Raw genomic sequence first — 16,121 nt, 5'->3', positions numbered from 1 at the left:
AAAAGGTGGGAGAAAACAATGAAAAGTCTACTTGGAATACTTGCCCTGTTGCTGTTCGCCCAGGTGGTCCTGGCCCAGGAGGTTAACGACGGGAACGAATTGCTCAACCGGCCTGCGGAGCGCACCTACGACATCATCCTGGATTCCGGCTACCTGAAGGTCGGTGTCTATGAAAATTTCCCGCCTTATTCCTACCAGGTCGAGGGTGAACCCAGGGGTATCGACATCGAACTCGGGCGACGGATTGCCGAGGAAATGGGCGTTGAGTTCAAGGTGCACTGGATCATCCCCGACGAGAATCTCGGAGACGATTTGCGTAACAACGTCTGGAAAGGGCACTACCTAGCCAAACAGCGGCTTGCCGATGTGATGCTCCGGGTGCCCTACGACAAGACCTACGCCTACATGCAGGATTCCACCGGCGAGTACATCAACGAACAGGTCGTTCTGTTCGGCCCGTATCAGCAGGAAACCTGGCAAATTGCCTACAACCCCGAGAAGCTCGATGCCGTCGAAACCGTGGCGGTCTTTCAATACAACCGTATTGGCGTCGAGATAGATACCTTGCCTGATTTTTACCTGACCTCCGCGTTCGCCGGACGCATGCGTGAGCAGGTGCGGCACTACACCAACGTAGCGGATGCATTCGAGGCGATGCGCAATGGCGAGGTGAGTGCCGTCATGGGTATGCGATCGGAGGTCGATCACGAACTGGCGAAATCCGAGAACAAGGCATTCAAGGCTGCTGGCAATGGTTTCCCGGGCATCGGCAAACAGGTCTGGGATGTGGGAATGGCCATCAAACACACCCATCGCCAACTGGGCTATGCCCTTGAAGCCATCATCGACAGGCTTGTGAAGACTGGCGAGATGAACGAGCTGATGGCTAGCCAGCAACTCCGCTACAGCGTGCCAGGGTACTACCGGGAATTTCTGGATGAGCAGGCTATCGCCAGGGCTGAAGGGGATCTCTGAGGATTCATTCCCGAACGCACGGACCGGAAGATCCGGTGTGGTCTTACTACCAAGTGATGAGAAAACCTGTTCCGGCGAGCAATTGTTGGTTTTTTCCACAAAGCGAAGAATCTTACCAGAGGCGGGAAAAGTTCCCGGTTCGGCCTGAAACGAACTCAAGAGAACCGAAAACAAGAGACTTGGAGAGCGCAACCATGAGAACCAACAAGTTCGGGATTCGCATCGCGGCCAGCGCACTGGCCATGGCAGTTTCCTACGGGGCCCATGCGGTAACCGACGAAGACATCATCAACGATCACAAGACCCCTGAAGACATTGTCAGCTACGGCATGGGTACTCAGGGACAGCGCTACAGCATTCTGGAAGATCTGAACACCAGCAACGTTCAGTATCTGCAGCCGGCCTGGGCTTTCTCCTTTGGCAGCGAAAAAATGCGCGGGCAGGAGTCACAGCCGCTGGTCAAAGACGGCGTAATGTACGTGACAGCCTCTTACTCCCGAATTTATGCGATAGACGCAAAAACCGGTGAGGAAATCTGGCAGTATGATGCCCGTCTGCCGGACGGCATCATGCCTTGCTGCGACGTGGTAAACCGTGGTGCAGCCATCTACGGCGACAAAGTTATCTTCGGTACCCTGGACGCCAAACTGGTTGCCCTGAACAAGGACACCGGTAAGCCGATGTGGATCAAGAAGGTGGCCGATTACCAGGCCGGTTATGCAATCACCGCCGCGCCCATGGTCATCAAGGGCAAGGTCATCACCGGTGTTTCCGGTGGTGAATTCGGTATTGTTGGCAAGGTGGAAGCCTACGACGCCAACACCGGTGATCTGGTCTGGACCCGTCCGACGGTAGAAGGCCACATGGGCTATGTATACAAGGACGGCAAAAAGATCGAAAACGGCATTTCCGGTGGCAAGGCAGGCGTGACCTGGCCCGGCGAAATGTGGAAGAACGGCGGTGCAGCGACCTGGCTGGGTGGCACCTATGATCCGGACACCGATTCCCTGTTCTTCGGTACCGGTAACCCGGCGCCCTGGAACTCGCATCTGCGCCCCGGCGATAACCTGTTCTCTTCATCCCGTCTGGCGATCGACCCGGACGATGGCAGCATCAAGTGGCACTTCCAGACCACTCCGAATGATGGCTGGGATTATGACGGTGTCAACGAACTGATCTCCTTCGACTACGAAGAGAACGGCAAAACCATCAAAGCGGCGGCCACGGCGGACCGTAACGGTTTCTTCTATGTTCTGAATCGTGAGAACGGCGACTTTATCCGTGGCTTCCCGTTCGTGGACAAGATTACCTGGGCCGAAGGCCTGGACCCTGAAACCGGTCGTCCGATTTACACCGAGGGCGGTCGTCCTGGTAACCCGGCCGATATGGACGGCAGCAAAGGGGAAACCGTTGTTGCCCAGCCTGCCTTCCTGGGTGGCAAAAACTGGATGCCGATGGCCTTCAGCCAGCAGACAGGCCTGTTCTATGTGCCCTCCAACGAGTGGTCCATGGATATCTGGAACGAGCCTGTTTCCTACAAGAAGGGCGCTGCGTTCCTGGGTGCAGGGTTCACCATCAAGCCGGCCAACGATGACTACATCGGCGTGCTTCGGGCCATGGATCCGAAAACCGGTGAGGAAGTTTGGCGCTATGAAAACACAGCTCCTCTGTGGGGTGGCGTGATGACAACGGCCGGTGGTCTGGTCTTCACCGGTACACCCGAGGGCCATCTGAAGGCGTTTGATGCCAAGACCGGAGAAGAGCTCTACCGCTTCAACACCGGTTCCGGTGTCGTGGGCACGCCCATCACCTGGACCATGGATGGCGAGCAGTACGTCTCTGTGGCTTCCGGCTGGGGCGGTGCGGTTCCGCTCTGGGGTGGCGAGGTTGCCAAGGTGGTGAAGGACTTCAACCAGGGCGGTATGGTCTGGACCTTCAAACTGCCGAAGGATCGGGTTGCCAGCAACTGATCCGAACAGAAGAGAAAAGGTCGCCCTCGGGCGACCTTTTTATTGGGCGGTCGGTAGCATCAGGCTGCCTGATTCCGGGCCGTCTCACTGACCGACTGGTGAATGTCCTCGAACAGTTTTCGATCCGTCTGCCCGATCGGCAAGTCGTAGGTGATGGTGGCTCCAAATGCCTGCGGATCGTGGGGATCGTTTCGTACCTTGTCGAACACCAGCAGCCGGGTACCCAGGTAAAAACCTTCCTTCAGATCGTGGGTCACCATGAAGATGGTGGTGCCGGTTTCCTGCCAGAGTTTTAACAGCAAATCGTGCATGTCGCCCCGAATGCCCGGGTCCAATGCGCCGAATGGCTCATCCAGCAGCAGAACCCGTGGGCGCATGATCAGCGACTGGGCAATGGCGAGGCGCTGCTGCATGCCGCCGGAGAGTTCGTGGGGCCATTTGTTGGCCGATGGGCTCAGGCCCACAGACTCCAGCATGGCATCCACTTTCTCCAGGGCTTCGCGGCGGGCGTTGCCGAACAGTTTGCCCAGCCAGGGTTTCTGTTCCAGTTCCAGGCCCATCAGCACGTTCTGGCGCACTGTCAGGTGCGGGAAAACCGAGTAGCGCTGGAATACGATACCCCGGTTTCGGTCCGGCTCGCCGGGGAAGGCCTCGCCCTCCAGCAGCAGTTCGCCGCGGGTCTGGGTTTCCTGGCCCAGAAGCATTTTCAGGAAGGTGGATTTGCCACAACCGGAGGCGCCCACCAGAGTGCAGAATTCGCCCTGTTTCACGCTCAGGTTCAGGTTTTCCAGGATCACCTGGTCACCGTATTCCTTCCAGAGATTGTTGACGGTAATAAAGCTCATCAGTGGCCTCCTGCGTTGTACCAGGGGAACAGCCTGCGGTTTGCCAGGCGCAGGCACTGGTCGATGACAATGGCGAGGATGGTGATCCAGATTACATAGGGCAGGATCACATCCATGGCGAGATAGCGCCTTACCAGGAAGATCCGGTAGCCCAGCCCTTCCGTGGAGGCTATCGCCTCGGCGGCAATCAGAAACAGCCAGGCCGGCCCCAGACTCAGGCGCACGGCGTCGATCAGTCGGGGCAGCACCTGGGGCAGGGCCATGCGGGTGATCACCTGCCACGAATTGGCACCCAGGGTCTGGATCTTGATCAGTTGCTCGCCCGGAAGTTCGCGAACCCGCTGAGCCACATCCCGCATCATGATGGGGGCGGTGCCGATCACGATCAGCATGACTTTGGAAAGCTCGCCCAGCCCGAACACAATGAAGAGTATCGGTAATATGGCCAGCGGCGGCACCATGGAGAGCGCGGAGACCAGAGGTGCCAGGTTGGCCCTGACCAGTGGCAACACGCCATTGAGAATACCCACCACCAGTGCCAGCGAGGCGGCGATACCAACGCCCATTCCAAGGCGGGCCAGACTGGCGGTCGTGTCTTGCCACATCAGGTAGTCGCCGCTGCGACGGTCCTCCTGAAACGCCATGCGATCCACGGCCGCCGTCATCTGCTCTAGGCCCGGTAGAAGTTTATCGTTGGGGTTGTCTGCCAGGCGCTCCTGGGATGCCAGGCTGTAGATGAGCATGATCAACAGAAAGGGCAGCAGACCCACCAGGGTGGCTGAAACGCGCCCAGGATGATGGTTGATCATTCGCATGAATAGTCTCCTCTGGTTACACAACACGGCAAGGTCATCGCGGGTAACAGTGTCCCTTGCGATTCAGTCTCCCGGGCTTTTGTCCCGCCGTGTAACCTCCCCAGAGGTCGGTAACTCTCGGACCAGCCATCCGGGAATCTTGACTGCCCGGACCGGAACCCTAGTCACCCATTGTGTCCGTTGTGTTCGCCGCTCTGTCTGCGGTGTTGTGAACAGTGCTGTAAACGGATCGGGGTTTTGATAACCGTCAGTGGGAAACAGTGCAGATGGCATGCCAGATCCGGAGAGCGGGCGAAAACGGGTCATTCCGGCGAAGGCGTTGGCAAAAATGTGCACAGGATTGGTGCGGTACAGGTTTGGGTGCTCGATCATGACGCCTGTCCTGAGAGCAAAGCCTGGGCGGCCGCGAGGATTCGATTTTGGCTGGCGGCCTCCCGGCCCGCACCACCGGCAACGTGACCCCAATACGATTCCAACGGTTCCACGGTTGCGCCGGGCATCCGGCGGCCATCCTCACTGGCGTCCTCCTCGGTAAAGTAGAGATCGGTGGTGCAGGGCATCATTCGGGTAGGCATGGCAATGGCAGAGAGCGCCGCTTCGTAATCCATGCAAAATACGGGGTTGTCGCTGATATCGCCGTTCTGCCAGGTGTTCAATACGGTGAGCAGATCATTGGCGTCCTGGTCCAGATGATCCTGCTCCCAGAATCGAAGCAGCTGTTCAATAGAGCCAAAACCCTGTTCGCGCCAGAGCTCGTGACGGAAAAACGCCTGGGAATAAGCCCAGCCCGCATAAACCCGGCCGAAGGCCCGGAGTCCGCGTTCGGGTGGAGTCCGGTAGCGGCCATTCTCGAAGGCGTGGTCACAGGTCAGTGCCGCCTTTACGCCCTCCAGAAATACCCGGTTGTGGGGATGGCACCGTGCGGTGCAGCAGGTGGCCAGCACCGCGCCCACCTGCTCCGGGAACAAACAGCCCCACTGAAGCGCCTGCATGCCGCCCATGGACCAGCCCATCACCAGGGCAATTCGGGCGTCATCGAATACTTCCTCAACCAACCGCTTTTGTAGCATGACGTTGTCGTACAGACTCACCGCGGGAAAGCCCGGGCCTCCCTGTGCTCCGGCGGTGTTCGAGGGTGACGATGATTCACCGGCCCCTAATAAAGCTGGAATCACAATGCAGTATCGGTCCGGATCCAGTGAGCTGGTATTTCCAACCCACGGGTAATTACCGGCCGCTGCACCACCGTAGTACGTGGGCAGCATAATCAGGTTGTCTTTTGGTGCATTCAGCTCGCCGATGCGGTGGTACCGCAATCTCGCGGAGTGCAACGTTTCGCCGGAAGTCAGAGGCAGGTCACCTGCTTCATAATCGTCTACAAGCCATTGCTTCGACGCCATTTTCCCCTCTCTTTCAGGCTGACGGTTTGCCTGAAGTCTCTCGTTCTCGCTCTTATATATACACACTGGCATGTATGTTGAATGGCAAAAGTAAAGAAAGAAACGTGCCAGAACCCAAACTGATTGCCCGCATGACGGGCCGGAGCGAAAACAGGATGACGGAATTGACCAACACCCAGGCCCTGAAAGAGAAGCTAGGTGATGCAGGCGTTAAGTACGCCATTGCCAGCTACGTGGACATCCACGGTGTGACCAAAGGCAAGTTCGTGCCCGTGGCTCACCTGGGGCAAATGATGGAAGGCTCGGAGCTGTACACCGGAGCTGCCCTGGATGGCGTGCCCCAGGATATCTCCGACGACGAGGTTGCCTCCATGCCGGACCCCAATGGCCTGGCGATCTGCCCCTGGAACCGGAAGCTGGCCTGGTTCCCGGGCAATCTGTTCCTGAACGGCGAACCGTTTGAGGCCTGTTCCCGGAATATTCTACGGCGTCAGCTGAGTGCCGCGGCGGATATGGGGTATCGATTCAATCTCGGTATCGAAACCGAGTTCTTCCTGTTCCGGGATACCGAGGATGGCGGCTTTGCCCCGCTGAGTGATCGCGACAACCTGGGCAAGCCCTGCTACGACCCCCGCACGCTCATGGACAACCTGCCCATCATGGATGAGCTGGTAGACGCCATGAACGAGCTGGGCTGGGATGTGTACTCGTTTGATCACGAAGACGCCAACGGCCAGTTCGAGACCGACTTCAAATATGCCGACGCACTGACCATGTCCGACCGCCTGGTGTTCTTCCGGATGATGGCCAACGAGATTGCCCGCAAACATGGCGCTTTCGCGAGCTTCATGCCCAAGCCCTTTGCCGACCGCACCGGCAGTGGCGCCCACTACAACATGTCGCTGGCGGATCTGAAAACCGGCGAAAACCTGTTCGAGCCCAGGGGCGACGATCTGCACAACTGCGGCATCAGCAAGATCGCCTATCACTTCACCGCAGGTGTGCTGAAACACGGCGCGGCCATTAGTGCCGTGATTGCGCCGACAGTGAACAGCTACAAACGTCTGGTTCGCCAGGGCAGCATGTCCGGTTCCACCTGGGCACCGGTGTTCATGTGTTATGGCTCCAACAACCGCACCAATATGATCCGGATTCCCGGCATGGGCGGGCGCATCGAATGCCGTGCCGCAGACATTGCCTGCAATCCCTATCTTGGCAGCGCGCTGATTCTCGCTGCAGGGTTGGAAGGCATCCGTGAAGGTCTGGACGCGGGCGCACCCCACCACGAGAACATGTACAACTACAGCGATGCTGAAATTGCCGAGCAGGGCATCGAGTATCTGCCCCGGAACCTGGGCGAGGCCGTGGAGGCCTTTGAGGCCGATCCGCTGGCGAAAGAAGTCTTCGGTGAAGCCATGTTCAAAAGCTTTATCGACTTCAAGAAAGGCGAGTGGGAGAGCTATCAGAACCACGTCTCTTCCTGGGAAGTGGATCGTTACCTGAAGATGTTCTGATAGCCCGTCCGGGGCTTATTCCGTGGCGGTTTCGGCGTCCTTGTAAAGCGACTTTACCGGCTGGGCAAAGACCTTGCGCACCATGGGTTCGAAGAACTCGAGGGGCAGGGTTTCGCCCTCGGGATCAAAGGCCGGGGAATCGTACTCGCTCACAAATTCGATGGTGCGCTCGAAGTGGGGGTGGTCCCGATACTCGTTACGCATGTCCCTGTCCATGCCGAGATAATGGAAGAAGTAGTAGCCCTGGAAGATGGCGTGATGCTTTACCATCCAGTGATTGGCTTCACTGACAAAGGGCTCCAGCAATACGGCTGCCACATCGGCGTGGTTGTAGGTGCCCAGGGTGTCGCCGATGTCGTGTAGCAGCGCACAGACCACGTATTCGTCATCCTTGCCATCCCGGTAGGCCAGGGTAGCCGTCTGCAGGCAATGGGACAGCCGGTCGATCGGAAAACCGCCAAAATCGCCCTCCAGCAGTTTGAGGTGCTCCAGGATCCTGTCCGGAAGCCCTTTGGCAAACTGTCCGAATGACTTTGCGATGGTCTGCCAGTCCTCTGCCGTGCCATCTTTCATATGGGTGAACTGCGCTTGGGGCGCATTGACGTCACTCATGCTGTATTTCCTCCGAAATTAATCTCTGAAACCGGGATCAATGCGATCCAGCTTGCGCAGCAGTCCCGGCCAGGCGAGGTTGCCGCCCATACCCTTGGTGACCTGCTTGGCCTGTTCTCGGATCGAACTGAGAATGCTATCCGGAATCTGCACCAGCGGCTGGCCCCCGGACATGGCCTGGATCTGGACTTCGCAGGCACGCTGGAGGATGTACATGCCCAGGAAGGCTTCGGCTACGCTGGGCCCGGTGGTCAGCAGGCCGTGGTTGCGCAGGATCATGAAACGGGCGTGGCCCAGATCCGCCTGCAGGCGCGCTTTTTCGTCTTCCCTCAGAGCCACGCCTTCGTAGTCGTGGTAGGCAAGACCCGAGAGCGGGAACAGGCTCTGCTGGGACAACGGCAGCAATCCTTCCTTCTGCGCTGAGACAGCCACGCCGGCAGTGGTGTGGGTATGCATTACGCAGGCGGCATCCTCACGAATCGCATGGATGGCACTGTGAATGGTGAACCCGGCCGGGTTGATGTCGAAATCGTCAGGATTGACCTTGTTTCCTTCCTGGTCGATGCGTACCAGGCTGGAGGCCGTGATTTCCTCGAACATCATGCCGTAGGGATTGATCAGGAAATGGTGCTCGTCACCGGGGATCCGCAGGGAAATATGCGTGAAGATCAGATCGTCCCAGCCGTAGAGGGCAATCAGGCGGTAGGCGGCGGCAAGATCAACGCGCAGTTGCCATTCTTCAGCACTCACCTGTTCTTTCTTGGACGGAATCGATAAGGGTTCAGACATTCGGGTGACCTCTGGGGTGTCCGGTTGTTGTTGGAATGGATCAACTCCGAGTCTAGGCCTATTTATGGTCAACAAACTGTCAAATGGTTTACATTTGATGGGGTTGTCTTGCCAGTTTTGGAGATTGTTGATGGCGGTGCCAGACGTGGAAGCGGTGATGCGTTCCTGCCCTTTATTGGCGGGCTTCCCGAATACGGCGTTTCGGGAAGTGGCGGCCATGGCCCGAACGCGACGGTTTGGCGCCGATGATCCCATTTATGATCGGGGATCGATGCAGTCAACACTCTGCGTGATTGCCAGCGGAACCGTGCGGATCACCTCGGTGAATGCAGCGGGCCGCGAGGCGACGCTGATCATCTTTGATGCCGGATCCTGGTTCGGGGATACCGTCTTCTCGCCGGGTATGCCCAGAGTTTATGGAGCGACCGCCCACGAGGAAGCTGTCATCGTTGAGTTGCCTGGCGAAGGGTTCCGGCAACTCATGGCAAGCTACCCTGAGAGCTATCCGATTGCTCTGGACCTTGTCAGCCGGCGACTCTGGTCAGCCATGTCGATTATTGAGGATGACGCCCTGCGAGGCGTGACCGCGCGGATTGGGCGGCGCTTGCTGTTCCTGGCGGAAATCCAGGGCGTGCGTACGTCATCGGTGGAACCGGTCGCCCTGAAACTCACTCGCGAGCAGCTGGCCAACATGATGGGCATGACCCGGCAAGGGGTGCATAGTCGTATCAAGGCCCTCGAAAGCCGGAGCTTGCTCGCCTTGGGCTACGGACAGATTACCCTTTGCAGTCCCCGGGCCTTGCAGGCGTATATCCAATCGCTTGATTAATGATGTGTGATCACCGCAAGAAACGGATGGCAGCACCGGCCGCAAACGCGCATCCTTTCAACGAATGGTCGGATGCAGATAAAGGAGTCATCACATGGCCCGCAATGAACGCTCGGCGGTGGACCGCGAACCGGAACTGTCTGCCAGTGCGCCCGATAGAATGGTCGAGCTGGCGCGGTTTATTGAAAGCCGGCCGGATGAGCGTCTGACACTCGAAGACATGGCGGGGTTCATAGGGCTCTCGGCATCCCACGTCCAAAGGGCGTTCAAGAAAACCTTCGGAGTTTCGCCAAAGGCCTATCAGGATGCATTGCGCCTGAAGACATTCAAACAGGCCCTCAAGCATGGTCAAACGGTGACCGACGCCATATACGATGCCGGCTTTGGGTCGGTCAGTCGCGTTTACGGAAAGGCGGACCGACAGGTCGGCATGTCGCCGTCCCGTTACGGCAAGGGTGGGGAAGGTGAAACCATCACCCATGCCTGCCGGCAGACCTCACTCGGCCTGTTGATGATGGCCGCCACCGATCAGGGTGTGTGTTTTGCCGAATTCGGGGATGACGAAGCGGCGCTTCAGGATCGATTGCAGAGAGAGTTTCCGAAGGGACGACTGGTTCCCTCTGAGGCAAAGGCATCGCCGGAGCTGGATGCCTGGATTGCCGCTCTGGACGAACACCTCAGCCAGAACACGCCTCGCCCGGATGTACCTCTGGATATCCGCGGCACCGCTTTCCAGACACGCGTCTGGAAACTCCTGCTGAGCGTCCGCGAAGGTGAGGTGGTGAGTTACACAGAGTTGGCAAAGCGACTGGGTGAGCCCAGATCCGTTCGGGCGGTGGCCTCCGCTTGCGGGCGAAACCGCATCGCCGTGCTGATTCCCTGCCATCGGGTGCTGCGCAGTGACGGCTCCCTGGGCGGTTACCGTTGGGGGCTGGATCGTAAACGGCAACTGCTTGAGAGGGAACGTTCTGGTTCTTAATCGTGAGCGTAGCCCCAAACAAAGCGAACCCCGGCTAACCGGGGTTCGTCAGTAATTCGAGAGCCCGCGTTACGGGCCCTGATTGAGCAGAAGCTACCTGCTTTACTGCGGCGCCTCAGTAACTTCAGTGATGAACATGAGATCCATGTCACCCTGATAAACCAGCGTGGTGTAGGGGCTGCTACCTTTAATCGGCAGGTAGGTCCATTCCGCACCGCCCTCCACGTAAGTGAGGGAGCCTGAAGTCAGGACGGACCAACCGTTGGTGTCGATTTGGTTTTGGTCGCCAGAGACATCAAAGTCCATGTAACCACTGCCATCCTGGTTCAGCACCAGGTCAATGGTCGCGCTGTCCGGAGCATCCATGTTAAAGATGCCATCCTCGGCTGGCGTTCGGCCATCGATATCGGCAAAGCTGAGGGTCTGGGTAACCCCACCGATAAAGTCGTTGCCGCTGGCCTCGACGTAGACCTGCTTGGTATCGCCCTCGAAGTCCTTCAGCGTGACCGCATAGCGACCCAGGCGACGGAGGGTGAATGGCTCGCCTCCTTCAGCAACCGGAAGGTTGTCGGATAATGTGAGCTGTCCGGTCGGGTGGAGCTCCGCCGGACCATTGACGAAGCCATTTCCGCCGTCGTCTTTCACTGGGTCGTCAAACAGTCCTCCAGGCCCGTCCAGTTCGGCCGATACTGAGGTTACCGCAAACGTGGAACCGTTGAAGCTGTAGGTGCCCCACTCGGAGGAAACCGCCTCAACGATGTCGCCGTCGTAAACTTCGCCATTGTCGTTGTGAACAATGACGTAGGTGCTGTCATCGAGAATGGTCAGCACGTTGTGACGATCGATTTGTTTCTGCTCGTTAAAACCTTCGCCGAGGTACCAGCTGCCGATCAGGCTGTCCTGGGTATTGCGCACGGCTTCAAACCTGACTTCTTCGCTTTCTCCGACAGACGTCAATACGAGTGCGCCGTCGCTCAGTTGCATTGTCCAGGTTGCGGGGGAGTTGTTGTCGATCAGACCACCACTGAGATCTGACTCATCAACCAGAGTCAGTTCCAACTGACCGGATGCACTGTCCCAGGTGTAGGTGCCGTACTCTGCACTGGCGGCCCGCTGGTCACCGTCATCAGCTTTGGAGTGGGCAATTAGGTATTCGCTGTCATTCAGGAACGTCAGCACGTTGACGTTGCCATTCGTTTCTTCAAAGACCCAGCTGCCAACCAGATCGCCGGATTGGGAACTCTGGAAGTGATTAACCGCATCTTCCGTCGCGATCAGCGTCTTGCCGGTCGCGTTAATCGCAGTGTTGGCCTGGGTTTCGAAGTCTGTCTCGCTGACAGAGGGATCGAGATCAATGTCTTGCAAAGCGGTATGTACATCTTCCGTAATGGTGATGCCGTTGCTGGCATCGCCATCGGAATCCAGGGTCTGCAGCAGACGCAGAATGTTCACGACAGTCTGGTCGGAACTCCAGTCGGTAGCACCGCTACCCATGTCGGCCGGGGTGATGCGGCCGGTGGCTTCGACGGCCGGCAGGTCGATGCCGCCGATGCTGAAGACCACGGTATCGCCGGCTTCGTAATTGTACTCGCCCAGTGCGTTGGTTTGGCCGGATGTACCGCTTGGTGAGGTGGTGTAATTGACGCCAGCAACTGCGGCATCCACGAACACGCCGGTTTCGGCTGTGGTGCTGGTGTCACCCGTGTCGTTGTTATCAACAGCATCAGAAGAACCACCGCTGCTACCACCGCAGCCGGTCAGAATGAATGCAGAGGAAATGGCTGTCGCTAGAGTCAACTTCTTGAATTTGCTCATAATCCTGCCTTTTTTAAGAATCGATTGATTTGGCAGTTCGAAACTAGCATCGGGTTTGCATCAAGACATGCCCCATTTTGGGGATAAGGATGCACGGAATGGCCGGTTCCATGGTGTTTGTCGAGTCGGAGCTTTGGTAAGTGCTTTGAACCAATAGCGTTTTTGTCATCTGTAATTGTTTGTTGATCAAGTGTAAAAGCATCAAAACAATTGCAGATTTCGACGGAGGCGCTCGTGTCAGGCCAATGCCCGGACCAGCATGGACACCAGTTCGGTCTGTTTGCGATAGCCGTTTTTCGCCAGCAGGCTCTTGATATGTTGGCGGGCGGTGTGGATGGAAATCTGCTTTCTCTCGGCGACATCGCTGGCGCTCAGGCCCTGGGCCAGAAGCCCGGCGACAGCGGCTTCCGTCGGTGTGCAGTGGAAAAGTGTCTGCAGTCGTTCCTGGTCCGGTTCCAGTGAGGGGTCAAAACTGAACAGCTCTGCCAATACGCCGTTATTCTCGGCACTATCGGCGATCAGTGGCGTCAGGCAGACGGCGATAGGTTCTTGGCCGCGACTGGTAAAGACGGTTTGTGACGAAAGAATGCCCTTGTGAGAGAGGACGATGCAGGTGGTGATGGCATCCTGAAGCTTGCGGGTCATCTGGCGGTCGGTGCTCTGCAGTCTCCCGGAATCATTAATGGACATGCTCCCGCTGTTTTCCATAAGCGCATGGGCCGCGTCGTTTGCCTGCGCAACATTGCCCAGTGCATTGAAGACAATGAGCGGTTTTTTCACGTGGTTGAGTGCTGTCGCCAGGTTTTCATTGTCGCTGCGCGTCTCATACAGCTTCAGGTGCAGAGCAACGGCATTCTCGATATGAGGAGCCAACAGATTCATCTGCAGAAGTTCGTTATCGGTGTAGGGGCCGAACTCCTTGTGTCGGTTGGCCATGAACACCACGCTGTTCCCGTTTTCCTGTGTGACAAGCATCCCAGCACTATCGCCCATGCCGACCTGCTCGGCCCAGGCACGGCTTTCCGGGCCCAGAATATCGAGAATGGTGCGACTGGTATCACCTCGAAGAAAGGAGTCGAACTGGCGTGGGGGAAGCTGGCGATAACGGGTCAGGGCTTCATCCCGTTCAGGCAGATCACTGTTGATATACCACTCTTCAAACCCTTCCGGATAGCCAAATGTCCAGCCATAAACCATACGCTGTGGATTGCTCGACAGGCCGAGAATTCCACCTTGCAGGGCTTTGAAATGGTGTTTGAAAGCATTAAAGAAAGGCTGGAAGCCGGTGTTGTCATGTAGGCAACGGTAAAGGGTGCTGACAAGCGTGTTATAGGCCTGAAGATCCTCACCTCCAAGCGAGGGGAAAGGAAAAGCGAGTTCTGTGTTGGAATCCGGAGAACCGGGAATACTGACGTTTGTCACAGCGACAAATTCCTTTTGAATAAATCACCAACGCCCTGCTAATGGGCGATATGGTGGGCGACATAAGTCTTGGTCAGTCCAGGAAGAAGTAAGGTTGCTCAGCGTTAGCTTAGCGGAGCAATGGAGCCAGAAATGTAAAATAAAGCAAAAGCTTTTGAGGTGCCAGGTACTGAAAAGCATTGGCTTGTTCGGAAGGGTAAATCAGTTCATCTGGCCAAGCAGTCGCCAGAACTGTCGCTGGAAAAACGCCGTCTCCTGTTTCAGTGAAAACAGCTTCGGCGCAAATAGCCAGGTCTGGGTAATCCCCATCAGATAGGTGTAACTCAGCAGCCCCAGATCCTCAGGATCTTCCTGCGTACTGATCAGACCTCGCTCAGCGGCCTGGCCCACCAGATCCCGGAACATCGCAATAATCGACCTGGTCAACGCCCGCTCCCGCTTCAGCGTTCGGCTCATGGCATCGGTCAGCTCGGTCTTGTTCAACAGAATCTCGAACGACTGGCGATATTTACGATCATTGGCCAGCAGGCCCAGCCAGCGCTCGATGAAATGGTCCATGGCCTCAATGGGCGTTTCCCGCATGCCTGAACATTCCGCGACCAGGGCTTCCAGGGGTTCCTGGGAGTAGGCAAGAACGGCTTCGTAAAGATCATCCTTGTTCTCGAAATGCCAGTAGATCGGTCCACGGCTACAACCGGCTTCTTTGGCAATTCGGCTGAGAGTGGTCAGAGAGTAACCGTCGCGGCTGAACAGTTTCAGAGCAGCTTCCAGGACCGTCTGGCGGGTTTTTTCGGCATCTTCCTTGGTACGACGCATAAATAGATTTTTCTCGGCGGCTGATCATGAGGTTGGACGATTGGGTTTGGGGTGCCTTTCCAAAACTGTGCGGAGCCATGGATGGCGGAGCCCAAGCGCCACATGGATGTGCCGCAAGGAGCGTGTTTTGGAAAGGCACCCCAAACCCAATCCACCTCCGAAGCCCACAAAAAAGGGCACGAACATCGTGCCCTCGGCTAACCATCAAGGCAAGCAATCAGAGGCTCAGATCTCCCCGTCTGCCGCCATCTCCATATAACTGTCATTGAACCGAAGCTTCACGTTCCCTGAGTCACCCATGATCGAACCATCCGGAAACTCGATGCCAACGAAGTCCGGGCTCATGGCGCCCTGGCCGAGCAGTCCCTTGTCAAAAGAGAACTGACGAACGCTGTCCATGGCTTCCCGCGCTTCTTCGCTGTTGATGAAATCCACCGACATCTGCGGCTCCCAGAACATCTTCATGCCCGCGAGCTGTGCTTCATAGCCGGCCTGGTCGGTACCGGAGAGCTCGCCGAGAAATGCCCGCGCTTCCTGACCTTCTTCACTGTCGGAGGCGAGAATGCTCATGGTTTCGTACCAGGCGCCGACCAGCGCCTTGCCCAGCTTCGGGTTGTCTTCCAGAGTTTCCGTGTTCACCAGGGTCAGATCCTTGATGTGGCCCGGAATCTGGCTGGAATCGAACAGCTTGGTGGTGCCCGGGTAGGCTTCCACTTCCGCCAGCAGCGGGTTCCAGGTAGCCACGTGGCGGACATCATCGGTCTGGAACGCCGAAACCAGATCGGCGTCGGAAATGTTCACCACGCTGATATCCCGCTCTTCCAGACCAACGGTGTTCAGCGCACGGACAAGCAGGTAATGGGAAACGGACAGCTCAACCAGGTGCACGGTTTCGCCTTCCAGATCGGCAATGGACTCCGCATCCTTGGATACAAGGCCATCGTTGGCATTTGAGTAGTCACCGACGATCAATGCGGTGGTGTCCACGCCAGAGGCTGCCGGGATCGACAGACCGTCCATGCTGGTGGCGACCACCCCGTCAAACTGGCCGGCGGTGTACTGGTTGATGGATTCGATGTAGTCGTTCACCTGCACGATATCCACCTCGATATCGTACTTGTCCGCCCACTTTTTCATGATTCCGTAGTCCTCGGCATACTGCCAGGGCACCCAGCCGGCATAGATGGTCCAGGCGATGCTGAAGGAATCCTTTTCCTGGGCCATTGCACCCATGGACAGCGAGGCCGTGAACAGACCGGCCGCCAGACGTTTGGTGATGTCGCGTGTATTCATGGTGTCTCTCCTCGGGCCTTGCCCGTGTTTGCAGGTTTGGTCTTTTT

At 57.3% G+C, this 16,121-nt stretch carries 14 protein-coding genes and 1 riboswitch; of the genes, 5 read left to right on the top strand and 9 right to left on the bottom strand.

What is annotated here, in order from left to right:
* Window positions 1-18: 18 nt before the first annotated feature.
* Both ACO06L_RS11215 and ACO06L_RS11210 read left to right on the top strand, forming a co-directional pair.
* Window positions 19-975, top strand: coding sequence for a substrate-binding periplasmic protein (locus tag ACO06L_RS11215; RefSeq protein WP_202348199.1), 957 nt, complete (start codon window positions 19-21; stop codon window positions 973-975).
* Between the two features lie 194 nt (window positions 976-1,169).
* A complete protein-coding gene (locus tag ACO06L_RS11210; protein WP_202348200.1) occupies window positions 1,170-2,945 on the top strand; it encodes a PQQ-dependent methanol/ethanol family dehydrogenase in 1,776 nt (591 codons plus the stop codon).
* Window positions 2,946-3,004: 59 nt separating this feature from the next.
* Here the strand turns inward: ACO06L_RS11210 and ACO06L_RS11205 are convergent, their stop codons facing one another.
* From ACO06L_RS11205 to ACO06L_RS11195, 3 genes are all read right to left on the bottom strand, one after another.
* Complete coding sequence (locus ACO06L_RS11205; RefSeq protein WP_202348201.1) at window positions 3,005-3,790, bottom strand: ABC transporter ATP-binding protein; 786 nt, start codon at window positions 3,788-3,790, stop codon at window positions 3,005-3,007.
* The gene (locus tag ACO06L_RS11200) at window positions 3,790-4,605 is read right to left on the bottom strand and encodes an ABC transporter permease (RefSeq protein WP_202348202.1); all 816 of its coding nucleotides are present in this window, start codon (window positions 4,603-4,605) and stop codon (window positions 3,790-3,792) included. The genes ACO06L_RS11205 and ACO06L_RS11200 overlap by 1 nt, the downstream gene beginning before the upstream one ends.
* Window positions 4,606-4,671: 66 nt before the next feature.
* A riboswitch (guanidine-I (ykkC/yxkD leader) is annotated at window positions 4,672-4,780 on the bottom strand.
* Between the two features lie 193 nt (window positions 4,781-4,973).
* A complete protein-coding gene (locus ACO06L_RS11195) occupies window positions 4,974-6,005 on the bottom strand; it encodes an alpha/beta fold hydrolase (protein WP_202348203.1) in 1,032 nt (343 codons plus the stop codon).
* 155 nt (window positions 6,006-6,160) lie between these two features.
* On the opposite strand from ACO06L_RS11195, the gene glnT reads away from it, so the two are divergent.
* Entirely contained in the window at window positions 6,161-7,519 is a 1,359-nt protein-coding gene (glnT, locus tag ACO06L_RS11190) for a type III glutamate--ammonia ligase (RefSeq protein ID WP_202348246.1), read from the top strand.
* Between the two features lie 15 nt (window positions 7,520-7,534).
* Here the strand turns inward: glnT and ACO06L_RS11185 are convergent, their stop codons facing one another.
* Window positions 7,535-8,131, bottom strand: a complete 597-nt coding sequence (locus ACO06L_RS11185; RefSeq protein ID WP_202348204.1) for an HD domain-containing protein — start codon at window positions 8,129-8,131, stop codon at window positions 7,535-7,537.
* Between the two features lie 18 nt (window positions 8,132-8,149).
* Complete coding sequence (locus tag ACO06L_RS11180; RefSeq protein WP_082814060.1) at window positions 8,150-8,920, bottom strand: class II aldolase/adducin family protein; 771 nt, start codon at window positions 8,918-8,920, stop codon at window positions 8,150-8,152.
* A 130-nt stretch (window positions 8,921-9,050) separates the two neighbouring features.
* On the opposite strand from ACO06L_RS11180, the gene ACO06L_RS11175 reads away from it, so the two are divergent.
* Window positions 9,051-9,749, top strand: a complete 699-nt coding sequence (locus ACO06L_RS11175; RefSeq protein ID WP_202348205.1) for a Crp/Fnr family transcriptional regulator — start codon at window positions 9,051-9,053, stop codon at window positions 9,747-9,749.
* A 94-nt stretch (window positions 9,750-9,843) separates the two neighbouring features.
* Window positions 9,844-10,728: a bifunctional transcriptional activator/DNA repair enzyme AdaA gene (locus tag ACO06L_RS11170; RefSeq protein ID WP_202348206.1), complete on the top strand. Its 885-nt coding sequence runs from the start codon at window positions 9,844-9,846 to the stop codon at window positions 10,726-10,728.
* Between the two features lie 102 nt (window positions 10,729-10,830).
* Here ACO06L_RS11170 and ACO06L_RS11165 read toward each other — a convergent pair whose 3' ends face one another.
* From ACO06L_RS11165 to ACO06L_RS11150, 4 genes are all read right to left on the bottom strand, one after another.
* Window positions 10,831-12,543 (bottom strand): hypothetical protein, encoded by a 1,713-nt coding sequence (locus ACO06L_RS11165; protein ID WP_202348207.1) that lies wholly within the window; start codon window positions 12,541-12,543, stop codon window positions 10,831-10,833.
* A gap of 237 nt (window positions 12,544-12,780) precedes the next feature.
* On the bottom strand, window positions 12,781-13,965 hold the full coding sequence (locus ACO06L_RS11160) for a helix-turn-helix transcriptional regulator (protein ID WP_202348208.1): 1,185 nt from the start codon (window positions 13,963-13,965) through the stop codon (window positions 12,781-12,783).
* A 201-nt stretch (window positions 13,966-14,166) separates the two neighbouring features.
* The gene (locus ACO06L_RS11155; protein WP_202348209.1) at window positions 14,167-14,781 is read right to left on the bottom strand and encodes a TetR family transcriptional regulator; all 615 of its coding nucleotides are present in this window, start codon (window positions 14,779-14,781) and stop codon (window positions 14,167-14,169) included.
* Between the two features lie 225 nt (window positions 14,782-15,006).
* A complete protein-coding gene (locus ACO06L_RS11150; protein WP_202348210.1) occupies window positions 15,007-16,074 on the bottom strand; it encodes a putative urea ABC transporter substrate-binding protein in 1,068 nt (355 codons plus the stop codon).
* Window positions 16,075-16,121 lie beyond the last annotated feature (47 nt).

Source organism: Marinobacter sp. (assembly GCF_965229985.1).
Lineage (GTDB): Bacteria > Pseudomonadota > Gammaproteobacteria > Pseudomonadales > Oleiphilaceae > Marinobacter.
Note: the sequence above shows the minus strand (reverse complement) of the source record. Positions and strands in the feature narration are given on the sequence as shown.

Bases quoted from the DNA above. Each gene is read 5' to 3' on its own strand.
- ACO06L_RS11180 (WP_082814060.1), bottom strand. From the start codon at position 8,920: ATGTCTGAACCCTTATCGATTCCGTCCAAGAAAGAACAGGTGAGTGCT.
- ACO06L_RS11165 (WP_202348207.1), bottom strand. From the start codon at position 12,543: ATGAGCAAATTCAAGAAGTTGACTCTAGCGACAGCCATTTCCTCTGCA.
- ACO06L_RS11210 (WP_202348200.1), top strand. From the start codon at position 1,170: ATGAGAACCAACAAGTTCGGGATTCGCATCGCGGCCAGCGCACTGGCC.
- ACO06L_RS11195 (WP_202348203.1), bottom strand. From the start codon at position 6,005: ATGGCGTCGAAGCAATGGCTTGTAGACGATTATGAAGCAGGTGACCTG.
- ACO06L_RS11215 (WP_202348199.1), top strand. From the start codon at position 19: ATGAAAAGTCTACTTGGAATACTTGCCCTGTTGCTGTTCGCCCAGGTG.
- ACO06L_RS11150 (WP_202348210.1), bottom strand. From the start codon at position 16,074: ATGAATACACGCGACATCACCAAACGTCTGGCGGCCGGTCTGTTCACG.
- ACO06L_RS11205 (WP_202348201.1), bottom strand. From the start codon at position 3,790: ATGAGCTTTATTACCGTCAACAATCTCTGGAAGGAATACGGTGACCAG.
- ACO06L_RS11185 (WP_202348204.1), bottom strand. From the start codon at position 8,131: ATGAGTGACGTCAATGCGCCCCAAGCGCAGTTCACCCATATGAAAGAT.
- ACO06L_RS11170 (WP_202348206.1), top strand. From the start codon at position 9,844: ATGGCCCGCAATGAACGCTCGGCGGTGGACCGCGAACCGGAACTGTCT.
- ACO06L_RS11155 (WP_202348209.1), bottom strand. From the start codon at position 14,781: ATGCGTCGTACCAAGGAAGATGCCGAAAAAACCCGCCAGACGGTCCTG.
- glnT (WP_202348246.1), top strand. From the start codon at position 6,161: ATGACGGAATTGACCAACACCCAGGCCCTGAAAGAGAAGCTAGGTGAT.
- ACO06L_RS11175 (WP_202348205.1), top strand. From the start codon at position 9,051: ATGGCGGTGCCAGACGTGGAAGCGGTGATGCGTTCCTGCCCTTTATTG.
- ACO06L_RS11200 (WP_202348202.1), bottom strand. From the start codon at position 4,605: ATGCGAATGATCAACCATCATCCTGGGCGCGTTTCAGCCACCCTGGTG.